General features: G+C 27.3%; 16 protein-coding genes. 4 read left to right on the plus strand and 12 right to left on the minus strand.

Annotated elements, in window-relative coordinates:
• Positions 1-2 precede the first annotated feature (2 nt).
• The 12 genes from dnaB to MYB_RS02310 all read right to left on the minus strand — a co-directional run bounded on the left by dnaB (position 3) and on the right by MYB_RS02310 (position 13,835).
• The gene (dnaB, locus tag MYB_RS02250; protein WP_022934673.1) at positions 3-1,385 is read right to left on the minus strand and encodes a replicative DNA helicase; all 1,383 of its coding nucleotides are present in this window, start codon (positions 1,383-1,385) and stop codon (positions 3-5) included.
• The gene (gene rplI, locus MYB_RS02255) at positions 1,378-1,815 is read right to left on the minus strand and encodes a 50S ribosomal protein L9 (RefSeq protein WP_022934674.1); all 438 of its coding nucleotides are present in this window, start codon (positions 1,813-1,815) and stop codon (positions 1,378-1,380) included. Before rplI ends, dnaB begins: the two co-directional genes overlap by 8 nt.
• Position 1,816: 1 nt before the next feature.
• Complete coding sequence (locus tag MYB_RS02260; RefSeq protein WP_022934675.1) at positions 1,817-3,796, minus strand: DHH family phosphoesterase; 1,980 nt, start codon at positions 3,794-3,796, stop codon at positions 1,817-1,819.
• 8 nt (positions 3,797-3,804) lie between these two features.
• Entirely contained in the window at positions 3,805-6,183 is a 2,379-nt protein-coding gene (leuS, locus tag MYB_RS02265) for a leucine--tRNA ligase (protein ID WP_022934676.1), read from the minus strand.
• 142 nt (positions 6,184-6,325) lie between these two features.
• Positions 6,326-8,458: a ribonuclease R gene (rnr, locus tag MYB_RS02270; RefSeq protein ID WP_022934677.1), complete on the minus strand. Its 2,133-nt coding sequence runs from the start codon at positions 8,456-8,458 to the stop codon at positions 6,326-6,328.
• Positions 8,459-8,462: 4 nt separating this feature from the next.
• Positions 8,463-8,696: a preprotein translocase subunit SecG gene (secG, locus tag MYB_RS02275; protein WP_022934678.1), complete on the minus strand. Its 234-nt coding sequence runs from the start codon at positions 8,694-8,696 to the stop codon at positions 8,463-8,465.
• Between the two features lie 80 nt (positions 8,697-8,776).
• A complete protein-coding gene (locus MYB_RS02280) occupies positions 8,777-9,478 on the minus strand; it encodes a pseudouridine synthase (RefSeq protein WP_022934679.1) in 702 nt (233 codons plus the stop codon).
• Complete coding sequence (locus tag MYB_RS02285) at positions 9,462-9,884, minus strand: iron-sulfur cluster assembly scaffold protein (protein ID WP_022934680.1); 423 nt, start codon at positions 9,882-9,884, stop codon at positions 9,462-9,464. Before MYB_RS02285 ends, MYB_RS02280 begins: the two co-directional genes overlap by 17 nt.
• On the minus strand, positions 9,877-11,019 hold the full coding sequence (locus MYB_RS02290) for an aminotransferase class V-fold PLP-dependent enzyme (protein WP_022934681.1): 1,143 nt from the start codon (positions 11,017-11,019) through the stop codon (positions 9,877-9,879). Before MYB_RS02290 ends, MYB_RS02285 begins: the two co-directional genes overlap by 8 nt.
• Positions 11,012-11,722 carry a TlyA family RNA methyltransferase gene (locus tag MYB_RS02295; RefSeq protein WP_022934682.1) on the minus strand — a complete coding sequence of 237 codons (711 nt, stop codon included), beginning with the start codon at positions 11,720-11,722 and terminating at the stop codon, positions 11,012-11,014. Before MYB_RS02295 ends, MYB_RS02290 begins: the two co-directional genes overlap by 8 nt.
• Before the next feature lie 431 nt (positions 11,723-12,153).
• A complete protein-coding gene (locus MYB_RS02305; protein WP_022934684.1) occupies positions 12,154-12,627 on the minus strand; it encodes a transcription antitermination factor NusB in 474 nt (157 codons plus the stop codon).
• An 11-nt stretch (positions 12,628-12,638) separates the two neighbouring features.
• Positions 12,639-13,835: a phosphopentomutase gene (locus tag MYB_RS02310; protein WP_022934685.1), complete on the minus strand. Its 1,197-nt coding sequence runs from the start codon at positions 13,833-13,835 to the stop codon at positions 12,639-12,641.
• Between the two features lie 71 nt (positions 13,836-13,906).
• Between MYB_RS02310 and MYB_RS02315 the strand changes: the two genes are divergently transcribed.
• Genes MYB_RS02315 through cdd form a run of 4 tightly spaced genes read left to right on the plus strand, consistent with a single transcriptional unit; the run spans position 13,907 to position 17,165 of the window.
• Positions 13,907-15,949 carry an Mbov_0121 family peptidase domain-containing ABC transporter gene (locus tag MYB_RS02315; protein ID WP_022934686.1) on the plus strand — a complete coding sequence of 681 codons (2,043 nt, stop codon included), beginning with the start codon at positions 13,907-13,909 and terminating at the stop codon, positions 15,947-15,949.
• Positions 15,915-16,298, plus strand: a complete 384-nt coding sequence (locus MYB_RS02320; RefSeq protein ID WP_022934687.1) for an MAG1140 family protein — start codon at positions 15,915-15,917, stop codon at positions 16,296-16,298. The genes MYB_RS02315 and MYB_RS02320 overlap by 35 nt, the downstream gene beginning before the upstream one ends.
• Before the next feature lie 19 nt (positions 16,299-16,317).
• Entirely contained in the window at positions 16,318-16,773 is a 456-nt protein-coding gene (ybeY, locus tag MYB_RS02325; RefSeq protein WP_022934688.1) for an rRNA maturation RNase YbeY, read from the plus strand.
• 2 nt (positions 16,774-16,775) lie between these two features.
• Positions 16,776-17,165 carry a cytidine deaminase gene (gene cdd / locus MYB_RS02330; protein WP_022934689.1) on the plus strand — a complete coding sequence of 130 codons (390 nt, stop codon included), beginning with the start codon at positions 16,776-16,778 and terminating at the stop codon, positions 17,163-17,165.

The following is a 17,165-nucleotide window of genomic DNA, read 5'->3' on the forward strand; positions in this document are numbered from 1 at the left end:
AATTAATCCTCAAAATCATTAGAATCAATAGAGTTTCGTTCTTGCTCTGCAAATAAACCTTTTTCAGGATAGAAAGCAAACTCAATAACTCCTGTTGGTCCATTTCTGTTTTTGGCAATTTTAAGCTGAGTTATTGATTGATTATCATTATAATTACCTTCTTTTTTCCCATAGTAATCATCACGGTATAAAAAACCAACCACATCAGCATCTTGTTCAATCGCACCAGATTCACGTAAATCTGATAAAACTGGCATTTTATCTTCCCGTTTTTCCACACTTCTTGATAATTGTGAAAGGGCTATAATTGGTGTATTAACTTCACGTGCAAGTTGTTTTAATTTTCTTGAAATTATAGACACTTCTACTTGGCGACTATCACCTCTAATTTTTTGACTAGAGTTAATTAATTGCAAATAATCAAAAATAATTAATTTATATTTTTTACTCTTATTTTTGTAATTTTTGACAACCTGTCAATAAATTTCATCAATATTTATAGAACCAGAATCATTAATTACTAAATCATAGCGACTAATTTGATCAACTGTTGCTTTAATTCGGTTGAAATTTTCATTAGTCAAATATTTAGGAGTTTTAAATAATGTTGCATTGATAGATGTTTCAAGTGACAAAATACGAGTAACTAAGTCTTTGTCTGACATTTCAAGTGAAAAAAATAAAACAGAATCTCCGCTTGCACAAATATTACGTGCCAAATTCAAAGCAAAAGCCGTTTTACCAACTGATGGCCTTGCTGCTAATATGAATAACTCACCTGGCTGGAATCCTGAAATCATATAATCAAGATTTGAATAACCACTTGATAAACCTAAGGGTGAATCTTTATTACGATTGTCTATCAAATATTGAAAAATATCTTTTGAAATTTCATTAATATTTGTGAATTTATCTATGTTATCGGGCTTCAATCAAATATCATTAATTCTAGATTGTAAAGATCCAATAATTTCTGAAATATCTAAATTTGGATTATTCAAATCTTTTATAGACTGATTTAATACATCTTTAGTTTGACGCATTGAAGTTTTTTCAGTTAATTTTTTAATATAGTAGTCAATACTATGTGGAGTTTTTGGAACATAATTTATAAGGTCAGCAAAAAAATGAGCTCCACCTAACTTGTCATATTCATTATCTTCTTTAAGTTTGTTGGTCACCAAATTAATATCATAATTCATAGACTTATCTCAAAAATAGTCTATAGTTTTAAAGACAGTTTGAAGTTTGCTATCAGTAAAATCAATGTCTCTAAGTAGTTTTGCAAAACGTTGATCATCACCATTTTTTAAAAGAAAAACGATGATACTTCTTTCAAGTTCTGGGGCACTAAACCGTTCATCTTTGTTGTTATTACTATTCATCTTTTGTAATATTTACCTTTAATTTTGCACTAATATTGTGTGCTATTTTCACAGTTACAATTGATGTCCCAAAACTATGCAAACTAATATGTTCAACAGCATGTTTTTCAACAATAATTCCTTGTTCTTCAAGGGCTTTGTGAATTTTTTTACTAGAAATTGCTCCATGAACACCATCGGTTGTACCTTTAAGTTTAAATCAAAGTACTGTTTTTTCAATTTGTTCTTTAATTTCTAAATTTTTTCTATCTCTAATATCATTTTCAATTTTCAAATTAGCCAACTTTTGTTTTAAGAAAATTTCATTTTCTTTTGTAAAAGGAATTGCTATTCCATTTTTAAACAAAAAATTACTTGCATATCCGCCTGGAAAATCTTTCACTGTGTATGCTTTTCCATCTTTTGAATCTTTAACTAAAATTACTTTCATTTTACTCCTTATTTACTCTTAAAATTGCTAGTTTAATGTTTTCAACAAACTCATCAAAAGTCTCTGTTGTTGAAAATGCAGCAGCTGATGTTGGATTCCCTCCACCACCAACTTGCTCACTTATAAATTGTACATTAATATTTTCCAAACTACGTGCAGACATTTTATAATTTTCTTTTTCTGGCACTTTTGCAACAACAAAAGCGGCTTCTCTACCTTTGATTGCTAAAATTTGCTCACAAGCAATTGAAATCAAATCTAAACTAACTTCTTTGTCAATAGCTGCTAAAAAATAACCCGCTTTAATAGGTTTGACAGTAGACAAGATTTCTTTGATAATACTTGATTCTTCTTCGCTGATTTTTAAAAACTCAGCTGTTTGTAAAGGTTTGGCTCCTCAACGAACTAAAGCAGAAATAGAATTAAATGTTGCAGATGTGGTTTGTTTTTTAAATTGTGCTGAGTCAACATAGACACCATTTAATAAAATTTGTGCAACTTCTCGTTCAATTTGAATTTGGGAATTTATATTCAATAAAATTAAATTTGTGATAATTTCACAAGTAGAAGATGCATTTGTATTAATATAAACATTAGCTGAATCAATTTGATTTTTATTATTTAATGTGATTCCGTGATGATCAAAAATGAATAAATTTTGAGTTTTTGACATATCAAGCAAAAATGAATTTTCAATTCGCGAAAAATCTGAAGTATCAACCAAAATTGACAAAGTGGAATCGCGTTTGCTTTTATCGTTTAATATCAAACTGGACTGCTCTTCAGAAATGAAAATTTTCTTTCAAAATGGTTCATTTATTTTCAAAAAACGTTTTGTAGTACTATCAAAAGTTTTATTTTGAATAAAAAAATTAATATTTTTTTTAAAAACTTTTTTGGCATATTGTTTCAAAAAATAACCTAGCCCATAAGCTGCTCCAAATGAATCTAAATCAGAATTGATATGCCCAAATAGAAGAATGTTTTCAGTATCTCTTAACTTATTTACTAATAATCTTCCTACATTTTTTAGTGATACTAATGAGGTATCACCAGTTCCATTTCCATATGAACCATATGAAAAAGGTTTTTTACCAAATTCGTAGATAGAAATTTGATTTCCACCTCGAATTTTAGAAAAAGATAGAGCCTCGTTCGCTAGTCTTTGAATTTCGTCTAGGTTTGAACTACCAAAACCAAAACCTATAGACAGTCAAAGGTTTTGATTATTTTTTAGCTTTAATTTTTCATTTCTAAAAACTGAAAAATGATTTTTTTGTCATTGCTCAAAAGTTTCATAATACATTGTAATCAAAAATTTGCCAGAGTCAAATTCCCGATACAAAAAATGATACTCTTTCGAAATTTCATCTAGAAATTGAGTAGTTAAAATTTTTAATTTTGAACTATTTTGATCATCTAATTGAAAATTCAATGAATTTAAATTATCGATTTCAATTTCACCAATTACTAGTGCCTTTTTTTCATTATTATTAACAACAGACTCTAAAAGGGTGATGTCTCTAATTGAAAATCAATTTTCACCTAAATTAAAATTGACTAAAAAGTGATTATTTTCTTTTTGAATTTTAAATTCACTAGGAAATGATTTAATTTCTTTGTATTGTGGAAATAAAGAAAAAATATCACGTCCTACAATATTTTCCCCAAAAACATTGTTTGCATATTCAGAAGATGATAAGACTTCATATGTTGAAGACAAAATCACAACACCCAAATTGTTGGAATTATTTATAGAATCATATTTTTCATAATAGAACACATTGTTACTTGTTATGTATTTGTAAATTTTGTAAACACTATAAGAAAAGCTAGCAATAAAAAAAACAAAAAACATTACACTTAGTGCAATAAATGGAGGCTGTTGCAAATCTGGTTGAAAAATTTTCACAAATAAAACAACTAAAATTAAAATAAAAAAAACAATAGGTGGCAAAAAATTAATTAAGATTTTTTTCATATTAACTATTATTCTGTTTTAACTTTACCTACAAAATTTATCATTTTTTTGGGAATATAAATTGGTTTAAATGACTCTAATTTATTTAAAAATGCTTTAATTTTTTGGTTATTTTGACATTCACTTATAATTTCTTCACTAGAAGTGTTGATACTAAATGGTAAAACTAGTCTTGTTTTCCCATTAATCGCAACAGGTAAATTGAATTCATGAGAATCTAAAAAAGATGTATCAAAACTAGGTCATTTTTGTTGTGATAGATCTTTTTGCCCTAATTTCTCCAATAGTTCTTCAGCTAAATGCGGAGCAAAAATTCCAAAAATAATTACAAAGTCAATTAAATATTTTTGACTTGGTAATTCTTTGGTTTTGTTTAAGAAATTAATATATGTCATCATTTTAGATATTGCAACATTAAACTTAAGTTCACTCACTAGTGTTGTAGTTTCGGCAATGAAACTATGATATTGTTTTTCAAATTCTTGAATATTTTTAATATTTACATTAAATTTGTATGTATTTAAAATGGTTCTATACACTCTTTTAACTCAAGAATACATTCCCTTAATACCATTTCAATCTCAAATTTTGACTTCAGTTAATGGACCAATAAACATTAAATATAGTCTTAATGAATCTGCTCCAAATTCTTCAACAACATCATCTGGATTGATAATATTACCTTTAGATTTGGACATTTTTTGTCCATCTGTACCTAAAAGCATTCCTTGATTTACCACTTTGAAAAATGGTTCACTAGTTGAAACTAATTGTGAATCAAAAAGAACTTTATGTCAAAAACGTGAATAAATTAGGTGACCAACAGCATGTTCTTGACCCCCAATGTATAAATCAACGGGTAATCATTTTTGAAATCTTTCCATTGCTTGTGGATCGGTAAAATCTAAATAAGTACCATCATCATTTTTTAAAATATAGGCTAAAAAATATCATGAGCTTCCAGCTCATTGTGGCATAGTATTAGTTTCGCGACGATATTTTTTACCTTCGTGTTCAAAAAATACTCACTCTTTGGCATTTGCTAGTGGCGACTCACCTGTTCCTGATGGTTGGATTTGGTCTAATTTAGGCAATTCAACCAATTTTTCTTCCAAATAAATTTTGTTGTTTTCATCAAAATAAACTGGAAAAGGTTCTCCTCAATATCTTTGACGAGAAAATACTCAATCTTTAATTTTGTAAGCCGTTGTTGTTTTTGCAAGTTTTTGTTTACTTAAAAAATTAAAAAGATTCAACCTTGCCTTTTTAATATCTTGATCATTAAATTGAGCTGAGTTAATTAACACACCATCTCTAATAACTTCAATTATAGGTAAATTAAATAACTCTCCAAATTTAGCATCACGGTCATCGTGGGCTGGCACACCCATAACAGCGCCACTTCCATAGTTCCCTAAAACATAATTAGTAATATAAGTTGGAATTGGTTGTCCACTTAAGGGATGAATTAAAAATAAGTTTGTAAAAATTCCTTTAATTTGTGTAGACATTTTGTTACTAATGTTACTATTTTGTTGAATAAATTTAGCAATTTCTGGATTTGTTTCCATTAATTTTTTGCTAATTGGATGATTCATAGATAAACCTATGAAACTAACTCCAAAAATAGTTTCAAGTCTTGTTGTAAATACTTCAACAAAATCTACTCCATTTTTTAAGAAAAATTTAACTACTCATCCTGTTGATTTTCCAATTCATTTTGTTTGTAATTGTTTTAATGAATCTGGAAACTCAAGACCTTCAAGACCTTCTAATAATTTATCAGCATATTCTGTAATTTTAAGAACTCATTGCTTCATTTGTTTTGCAACAACAGGAAAACCACCACGCTCACTTATTAAATTTCCCTTGTCATCTAAAACTAATTCTTCATTAGCTAATACAGTTCCTAATTTTTCACATCAATTAACTTCTGTGTCTCGCAATTCTGCTAAGCCTTTTTTATAAAGTAAACGAAAAATTCATTGGGTTTTTTCATAAAATAAAGGATCTGTTGTATCAATTTCCTTATCCCAATCATAAGAAAATCCAAGTGATTGAATTTGATTTTTAAAATTTGATATATTTTTCTTACTAAAATCTGCAGGATGGTTACCAGTGTTAAGAGCATACTGCTCAGCTGGTAATCCAAAGGCATCTCATCCCATTGGGTGCAAGACATCAAAACCTTGTAATCTTTTATATCTTGCTACAATATCAGTTGCTGTGTAACCTAATGGATGCCCAAGATGCAGTCCAGCAGCTGAAGGATATGGAAACATATCCAAAACATAAAATTTCTTATCGCTTCTACTTTCAGTTTTAAAAACTTTTTGCTCTTGCCAAAAGTTTTGTCATTTCTTTTCAATTAATTTATGATTAAACATAATTTTAATAATTATATTAAAAAAAACAATCAGTAATAGTTTTTTTAATGGACTTTCAGTTAAAAAACAATTAATTTTAAATATAAAAAATTACTAAAAGTCTATAAAATAAAGCATTTTAGTTATTTTTTTTAAAAATTACTTATGAGATTTTATTAAGTTTTTTAAGGTCTACAATTGCTGTTATTTTTCCATTTCAAATATCTACTTCAGATAAAATAACAGGAATTTTAGCTCCAACTTTAAATTTGTAATGACCATTTGAAAGTTCAAAACCTTCAGGAGCTAAAGTATAAGGATTTTCTTCAGCATCTGGTAGTTGGCGAGCAAAAATTAAAGCATCAAATTTTTGATCTATTTCAACAAAAATTCCATAATTTACTGCAGATGTAATTTGAGCTTCAAAACTTTGGCCAATTTGATGTTGCATATATTCAGCTTTTTTAATAGATACAACTTTTCTTTCAAGAGCAACAGCTCGCCTTTCAAAGTTTGTGGTTTGACTAGCCTGGTTGTTCATAATTTCTTCAAAACGTTCAAAATCTGCATGTTTTTCAAACAAAACATATCTAATAATTCTATGAACTAGCAAGTCTGGATATCTCCGAATTGGACTTGTAAAGTGGGTATAAAATTTTGAAGCAAGTCCAAAGTGACCATCATTATAAGTTGAATAAATAGCCTTTTGCAAGCAACGCAAAATGCTATATTTGATAAAATTGCTATCATCTATAGTTTTAATTTTTTCAACAGCTTTTGCAAACTCTATAGAATCAACATTATCCTTAATTTGATGTTTTGCGCCAATTTGTTGAGCAATACTATTAAAAACATCTATACCTGCTTGGTCGGGTTTATGGTGAATTCTATACAACAAAGGCACTTTTTTTTCAAAAAGAACTTGTGCAACATTTTCGTTTGCTCGCACCATAAAACTTTCAATCAAAGTCTCACCAATTCCTCTATGTTTGATTTGAATGGAATCTGTATAACCTTGTTCATTTAAAATAATTTTTTGTTCAGGAACTTCCAAATCCACATAACCTTGTTGTAATTTAAATTTATGCAAAATTGTGTGTAATTCCAAGGCAACATCAAGCATTTTTGCAACTGCATTTTTTTGTTTTTCACTATCTGAGCTAGAATTATCTCAAGTAACTATTTTATCTTCAAAATATTTATTAACTTGTTTATAAGTTAATCTAAATTTTGAATTAATGACAGAAGGATAAATTTTTATATCTAAATTATTACCTTTAGAATCAATTAATGCCTCCATAGTCAATGTATAGCGATCAACATTGGGATTTAACGAACAAATTCCATTTGAAAGTTCTTCTGGAAGCATAGGAATTACAGTATGTGGTAAATAAATTGAAGTTCCACGTTCTTGAGCATCAATATCTATTGCACTATTTTCTTTAACATAATGGCTAACATCTGCAATATGAACTTTCAAAACATAATTATCACCTTGATGAAAAACAGAAATTGCATCATCAAAATCTTTAGTGTCATCACCATCGATTGTAAAAACAATTTCATTACGCAAATCAACTCTGTCCGATTCAATTTCACCTATATTTTGTGGAATATTCTTGGCTTCTTGACAAGCAAGTTCGCTAAATTTTGTTGGCACATTTGATTCAAAAATAGGAATTTTTACATATACAAATTCCTCATTTGCATCACCTATTTCTTTTAAAAAACTAATTTTTAAAGTATTTCTAAAAAAATCAATGATTTGAACTTGAACAAATTTATCAACTTTTAAATTTTCACTAGATTGCCAAACAAAGTGGACTGGTTGTTGAAAATTAAAAGGTTCAAAAATAAAACTATTATTCTTAGAAACAACTTTACCGATTAATGTTTTAGTATTTCGTTGCAAAATTTTTGTAATTACACCATATTTTTGGCCTTCACGAATAGAATCTTCATAAACATTAACACGAACTTCATCTCCATCAAGTGAATTTGCACTAAAGCGAGCTGCAACAAAAACACTAGTGCTTTGCGGAGTTTTGTCTTTGTCTTCAACAAACCCATAATTAGCATTTCGGCAACGAAACAAACCTATTTTAGTTTCAATTAGTCGAGGTCAGTGGTAACGACCATCTTGTAGTTTAAAAATTGCAAAATCTTTAATTAACTTAACAATCTGTTGTGTAACATCATGGTGTAGGTGTTTTGAAATATTAAAAAAACGCACTATTTCAACATAACTTCGTGGTGTTTTTAAAAAAACACTTAATTTTTCAGGAGAAATTATCATACTTTTAAAGTAGCCTTATCACAAGAGCTAGAATTATAAAGATAAAACCCAAAATAAACATAGCTCATTTAGTAAATTTTTTAAAACCTCGTTCTTTGGAAACTTGAAACAAATCAAGATCACTAGAACCTATAAGTGCTCCAGAAAAAGAGTTGGAATGTGGAGACATTAAAAATGATATTAATATCATTAATATCGCTATTATAACAAGCAAAATAACAATAACAGTTGTAATCATAATTAAAATTAAATTATAAATTTTACCATAAATTAAGCAAACATTGAATGCAATTGGACAACTAGCAGAATAAATCTTTGCTATTTCCTATTTTTGAGCTTTTCTATTTCCTTAGGCAATAATTTTCGATACTGACCTTGTTTTAAATTGCCAATGTCTAAACAAGCAAAACCTACCCTATCAAGAGTGATAACCTTTTTGTGAACTAACTCAAAAAGTTTTTTAACATGATGATTTGTTCCTCTTCACAAAGTCACAACATATTTCCGGCTGCTAAGTTGTTTAACAATTTGTTTTGATTCTTTTTCATCAATAAAAACATTGCTAGAATTTAAAAATTCTAACTCCATTTTAGACAATGTAAAATCTACCTTTGCAACATAAACTCGCTCAATTTCATTTTTAGGATGTAATAAATAACTAGTTAAATCGCCATCATTTGTAATCAATAAAACCCCTGTTGTATTAAAATCTAAACGTCCAACAGGATACAAACGTTGATTTTGATTAAAAAAATCAATAACAGTTTTTCGACCAAAATTATCTTTGCAAGTGGATAAACATTCTCGAGGTTTGTTTAATAAATAATATAGTTTTTTCTCTTCTTTTTTTAAAGAAATTCCATCAATTTCAATTGTTGAATTTTCATCTACAAGTTGCCCAATATGAGCAATTTTGCCATCAACAAATACTCTTTCCTCTTGAATTAATTTTTCAGCAGCTCTCCGTGAACAAAATCCACTCTGTGCAATTAATTTATGAATTTTATTTTTTGTTTTCATCTAATATTTCTAACTCCAATGCCTCAATCGGTAATTGAACACAAGCTAACCTGTTCAAATGATTCTTGACATTCACAAAAGCGTTTAGGTCACTTAAATCCAAATCAACTTGTTGATTTTCTAACATATTTTTAAATTTGTTAATAATGGTTCTAGCTTCAAAAATATTTTTATTCAATAAAATATTTTCTAAAATTTGAGAACTGGCCAAAATTAAGGTGCAACCTGAGGCACAAAAATTAATTTTTATAATTTTTTGTTCAAAAACATGCAAATCTAGTTGTAATTTATCATCACAAAATCTATTGCGATGTAAATAATTAGATTTGCAAAATACTTTTTTCTCACTATGTTTTTTTGCAGATTCGCTTATAATAGTTCGTCGAGTATTAAAATCGCTATACAAAATTAAAAAAATCCTTTCTTTTTAAAAATTCAACAATCTTGTCAATATCTTGGTAATTATTATAAATTGCTAAAGAAATTCTAACAAAACTTTGTTCATTTAACACATTTGAAATTAAAGGTACACAAAAATTACCACTTCGAACATAAATATTTTCATGACCAAGTGCTGAAGAAATATCTTGAGCTGAAAATCCTTTTATATTAAATAAAATAATGTGATCTGATTTTTGTGAATAAATTTCAATATTCTCAATTTCTGACAATTTTAAAAAAGCATAGTTGCTTAAATTCTTTAATTTGTCTTGAATTTTAGCATAATCAAATTGATTAAAAAAATCTAGCGCAGCATCAAAACCTCACAAACCTGCTAAATTTGGTGTACCTGGTTCATAAACCTGCAAACCTTTAGCAAAATCCAATTCAAAATTAACAACTGATGTTGCACCCCCACCAAAAGTTGTTGGTTTTAACATACTTAAAAGTTGTTTTTGAATAGCCAACACACCAAGTCCTGTGGGTCCAAAAAACTTATTTGTGCTAAATGCAATTATATGAGCAAATTTTAAACTTACTTTTTCAACACTAATAGCCTGAGTTGCATCATTAACAACTATTGCATTAAATTGTTTTGCTTTTTCCCAAATTGTTTTAAGATCTAAATTAATTTGTAGTGAATTATTAATTTGCGAAAAAGCAATAATTTTTGTTTTATTATTAATTTCACTTACAAAATTTGTAGTATAGACTACTTTTGCTCCTTTTGTTCTGGCTCAATGCAATCAAGGAGTTAAATTAGATGAATGATTTAAATATGAAACTAAAATCTCATCTCCAGGTTTGATGAAATTTTGAAACATTTGCGCAAATAAATTTATTGAATCAGTAGTACCCGATGTGAAAATAACTTCATCAAATGAGGCTTCAATTAATTTGGCACATTTATGTCTAATATTTGCTATTTTAGTTTGATTTATAAAGCCTAAATCTGAATTAATTGAGTGATTATTTATTGCAAAATTTGTATAAAAATCTACAATTGCTGAAATAACAGATTGAGGTTTTTGCATCATCGCCGCTGAGTCTAAATAAGTTTTTGTGCTCAGAAGTGGAAATTGAGATCTTAAATTATTCATTTTTTTGAAAGTAAATAATATATTCTGTGTTTTTAGATTTTTTACCTGTTATAGGTGATTCTATTTTACCAATAAAATTAAAATTTTCTTTTGCAAAGTTTAAAAAACGATTTATCAAAAAATCATGATATTGCAAATCCACATAACCGCCTTTTTCAACATATTTCGAACTTGCTTCAAATTGTGGTTTAAATAAAACCACAAAATCAGATTTAGGTTTTAACAAAGATGCTGCAATTGGCACAACATAATTTAAACTAATGAAAGACACATCACAAACAATTGAATCAATTTGTTCTTTAAAAAAAGTTGGATTTACATTTTTGATGTTAGTTTTTTCCATCACTTTAACATTCTTTTGAATTCTCAAACTATAATCAAGTTGATTGGTTCCAGAATCTAAAGCATAAACAGTTTTTGCTCCATTTAGCAAACAAACTTGTGTAAAACCACCAGTGGAAGAACCTACATCTAAAACAACCTTGTCTTGAAAATTGAGATCAAATTCTTTAATTGCAGCTAGTAATTTATAGGCTCCTCGTGATACAAACTCTTTTTGTTGTTCTATTAAAATCTTATCAGTTTCTTTAATTTTGACAAGTGGTAAAAATACAACTTCATTATTCACACGAACTTTGCCAGAACGAATAATTAATTCAGCATTATCAAAACCTTGAGAAATTAATTTATCTTTTAAAGTCATCTTACTTTCACTTTTTTAACATTGCTAAGATTTTAATGTTAAACGCACTTTCTATGTCAATTAAAAAAAACGTAATTTTGTTAAAAGCTTTTCTTCGTTTTTGTTCATAAAAAGATAGGAAATTATTCCTTTTTATTTTTTTAATAACCCAACTACAAAATAAAAAAATTGAAATATTTTCTCAAAAATCATAACCTAAACTAGATGTTATAAAATTAGAAAAAATCTTTTTTCAATATTTTAAACTTTCAATATTTTTAACTAATTCTACCTCTAATTCAGCCATCTTTGAATATTCTATTTTTAAATTAAAAATTTTCGAAATTTCAAACAAAACATAAACAAATTTTTTCCCAAAAATTTGCTTATAAGTTCGAAAAAGTAAATTTTGATTTTTCAAATTTAAAATCAACTGGTTTTTATACACTTTTTTAATCATTTGATGTCTCAAGTAAATCATTGTAATTGATTTGTTGCTGAAAAAATCCTTGTTTTTTAAATTCTAAGTAAATTTTTTGTAAAATTGCATTTACAAATTTATGATCATTGTCTGTCTCTAAAGTAAATAACTTAGTAATTTCAATCATTTCATTTATTACAATTTGATGAGCTAAAAAAAATATTTCAGCACAACCAAATAATAGAATTGATCTCAAAAGAGGTAAAATACGTTCTCAATTTCACATTAAATTAAGTTGTTGTTCAATATTTTTTTTAAAAAAATTATAGTTTTTAGCTATAAAACCCAACATTTGGAGCATTTTTTCATCTAATTCAGGATATTGTAAAAATAATTGATTAGTGTCTATTCTTTCATCCATTACTTCAAATGAGTAAATCAATCCAATCACATCTGTTCGCTGAATGCGCGGAATTATAGGTCTTTTGTTTTTTTCTTTAGTCATAATAGATCCAATTAAATTAGTTCATCAAAAATATCTTCACCAATTTCAGATAATTCTACTCCAAAATTTCTAGCAATTATATTTCCAACAGTAGCCAAAGAATCAATTTTATCTTTTAAAATCTTTTTGGAATCTACAAATGATTTGGAAAAAATTGTAAGTGGCAATGCTTCTCTTGTATGATTTGTACCAGGATACATAGGATCATTGCCATGATCAGATGTAATAATTAACAAATCATCATTCTTTAAAGAATTGACTAATTTAGCTAGTTTAATGTCAAAATCATTCAAATTTTCTGCATAACCATCTGGATTACGACGATGACCATAACTTGAGTCAAATTCAACCAAGTTAACAAAAATTAATTCATTTGTTGTATCTTGCATAGCCCTATTGATTGCAATATCCATATTTTCATTGTCACTTGCAGGTCCGAAAACTTCATCAATACCTTGACCAACAAAAATATCATTAATTTTTCCAACAGCAACAATATGAACTCCTGCTTCTTGAAGTTTATTTAGCATTGTTTTAGGTGGTTTGTTAGCATAATCGTGGCGATTAAAAGTTCTTGTAAAATCACCATTGTAACCAATGTATGATCTTGCAATAACACGTGAAACATTTCACTCTGGCCTTGATGAACAAATCTGTCTAGCTGCTTTGGCATAACGATAAAGATTTTCAAGTCCCATTTTTTCTTCATGACCACAAATTTGCAAGGTAGAATCTGGCGAAGTGTAAACTATTATCTTGTTTTCATTAATTTCTTGATCTCCTAGCTCTTTCAAAATTACAGTGCCACTAATTGATTTGTTACCTATAATTTTACGACCATCAAAAGCTTCTTCAAGCTTTGCAATGAGTTCTGGTGGAAATCCATTGCCAAAATTTGGACTAGGTTTTTCTGTAAAGATACCCATCATTTCTCAATGCCCTGCTAATGTGTCTTTTGCATTAGATTTTGCAATAATTTTTGAAACATATGCTAAAGGTTCTTTATTTTTCTTTGTTTGCGGTTCTACTTGAGCAACATTTGAGATTCCCATTTTTCTTCAAAAAGGAATATTTAATAAGCCTGTTTTTGAAGCACTCAAAAGAGTGTTTGCACCCACATCATTAAATTCTTTTTGGCGGCCATCATCTCCAATACCCAATGAATCAGTTACTATTAAGAAAATTCGATTAAATTTTGAATTTTTCATACTTTTTGTTTGTTTTTCCTTTTTTAGTATTATTTTTGCCAATTCACTTAAATTTTACTAAATTTTAACAAATGAAAACATATAAGCAAAAAGATTTAAAAGATTGTGGATTAGCAGTTTTACAATCTGTCCATCACTTTTTTTATAAAAAATCCTTATCAATAAATCTTTTAAAAAATAAAGCATTTTATTCTCATGATGGGATTAATATTGCAAATTTAGAAAAATTAGGAAAAGATTTTGGGCTATTACTAGATTCATATGGCGGATCTTTTGATAGTTTAAAGACGGTGAACTTATCACAACCAATAATTATTTTAATTAATGCAGGTAAATTTAATCACTATGTTTTAATAACTAAAATAACTAAAAAATTTTTTTATTTAATGGATCCTTTAAAAGGGAAAACCAAAATCTCTCACACTGAAATGCAAAAATTATTTCAAAATGTAGTTATATTTTGCCAAAAAGACACAACATATAAGAAAAAATTTGAAAAAAAGAGTTGATTTAATTTATGATTTTTTCTTGAAACAAAAAGCAATTGATATTTGCTTTTTTTAGTATTTTTGATAGCGATTACAAATTTTATTTCTGCCTTATTTTTAAGAACAGTCATTGATAAAGTATTTCCAGAAAAAGATGTTTCACTTTTAATTAAAGTTTCATTGTTTTTTGCTTGAATTGTAATTTGGCGCATTATTCAGGAAACTTTTAAAAAATTTTATTTACATAAAATTCAATTGGCAATTGAAAAAGATATTTTTGATAGATTCTTTTTTGCATTAAAAAATGGTAAAAATTTTCATCTTTTGAAATTAGATAATCATGATTACATTAGACGAATAAATCTTATCCCTAGTTTTGCATCTTTTACTGCAAATTTTTATTATCATATTTTTAATGAAGTTACTTCATTTGCAATTTCATTTTTAATTCTTCTTTGAATTGATTGAAAAATGTTTGTTTTAATAGTTGGAATTAGTATTTTTTATGTAATTGTGACTATTTTTGCCCGCAAAAATTTAAATAAAAAACAGCAAGTTTTAATTGAAAAGCAATTAGATAGTATAACATCCACCCATGATTTAATTTTTTCAATTGTTGATCTAAAAAAAGAAGATACTTTCAAAAATCTAAAAAGACAATTTGATGATAAATATTTCAAATACAAAGAAAGCGAATATTCAATTTGAAAAAAACAAGCATTTTTGTCTGCTTTTAATAATTTTTTATTTAGCCTGGCACCAATTGCAATTGTTTTTGTTTCATCATTTTGAATTTTTGACAAACATCTAAAAATTGGAGACTTATTGTTGTTTTTGAGTTTTTTTAACTTTTTCATCAATCCTTTAACTTCTTTTGTTGATATAGTAACAAGTTTGCCAATTTTTTTAAAAGAGGTTGAGTTGCTAAATTATGTACTAAATATTGACAAAGAAAAAAGTGGAAATTATCATGAAAAAATTAATGATATTAAATTGCAAAATGTAAATGTTGCTTATAATGGTAAACCCAATTTACTTTACATAAAAAAATTTTTAATTACTTCTAATGTAAAAATTGTGGGCAAAAATGGTGTTGGTAAATCTACATTTTTAAAACTTTTAAACCAGGAACTAGAATATGGCGGTCAATTTATGATTAACAATTTGGATTTAAATTACTATGATTTAAATCAATTGAGAAATCGGATTTGTTATATAAAAAATGAACAATATTTTCCAAGCATAGATGTATTTTCATTCATCACCAACAATCAATCAGAAAAACAAAAAGAACTTTGACTCAATATTCAACGATTTGATTTGCAAGACTACTTTGTAAAATGACAAATTAATCCTGAAAATTCGTTTATTAATAATGGTTCAAATTTTTCTAGTGGGCAAAAACAAATTATTAATTTATTAAAACTATTGACCCAAGAATTTGACTTAATTTTGCTAGACGAAGCATTTGAAAATATAGATAGTGAAAATTTTGAAGTACTTAAAAAAATTATTTTAACTTACCAAAGTAAAGCAATAATAATTGAAGTATCTCACTCTAAAAAATTTATTTCAGACCAAGGAGAAACAATTGACATCGAAACTTTATCAAAAAAGCAATCTTAGTTTACTAATTAGTTTTTTGCTAGTACTCCTTCTTGCTGGATCGATTTATTTGTTTTTACAAATTAAAACAAATAAATCTATTAATATTCCAATTATCGTTGACAAAAAAGGAAAATTTACAACCTTAATTGATTCTAATGTGTATTACCAAATAAAAAAGGGTAATTATGCTAATTTTCTTTTTGATTCACAAACAATTCGACTTGAAATAGTTAAAATCACCAATCTTCAACAAAACGTTTTTGAAATAGAATTTAGTAAATCCCCATTCCTAAAACCACTAACTCAAGTTGCTGGTAAATTAATTTTAGGTGAGGAACAAAATTTTTTTAGCATTTTTTTAAATTAAATTATACAATTTTAGTTTAATGATAATTTCTAATTTAAACTATTTAAACAATACTAAAAATAAACTAAGATATTTAAAAGAATTTAAGCAAATTTTAGATTTAATTGCGCTTGGAGAAGGATTGAACTACAATTTCACTATTGATCTAACATTGATAGAAGCGGAAGAAATGCGTACAAATTGCTTAGAATTTAAAAATAAAGATTATATTGCAGATGTTTTGTCGTTCCCCTCAAAAATTCAACTTTTTGATTATGAAGAGGAAACATTTTTTATTGGTGAAATTTTGATGTGTCCATCACAAATTTATGAGCAAGCCAAAAATTTTGGGCACACTAACAAGCGGGAATTTTGCTATATGTTTGCCCATAGTGTTTTTCATCTTTTAGGTTACGATCACATAAAACCAAATGAAGAAATTAGAATGCACAACAAAATTGAAGAAATTATGCAAAAATTGCAAATAAGCAGGTAATTATGAAATATTTAGAAATGCTAACAAATTTACAAAAAAATGCCTATGCTCCTTACTCAAATTTTCCAGTTTCATCAATAATTATTGACAAGGAAAATAATATTTGAAAGGGCATCAATGTCGAAAATGCCGCTTATCCATCTGGGATTTGTGCTGAAAGGGTTGCAATTTTCTCTGCTGTAGCATCTGGCAAAAAACCTGGAGATTTTAAGGAAGTACACATTTTATCAAATAGTGATTTTTTTATTGTTCCCTGTGGTGGTTGTTTACAAGTTCTTTGTGAATTTTTAGATTCTAACACACCTATTTTTATGTATAAAAAAACAGGGGAAATGGATAAAAAAATCTTAAAAAATCTTTTGCCCTTTGGTTTTAGCAAGGATTTTTTTTAA

The organism is Mesomycoplasma bovoculi M165/69, from assembly GCF_000524555.1.
Classification (GTDB): Bacteria; Bacillota_I; Bacilli_A; order Mycoplasmatales; family Metamycoplasmataceae; genus Mesomycoplasma; species Mesomycoplasma bovoculi.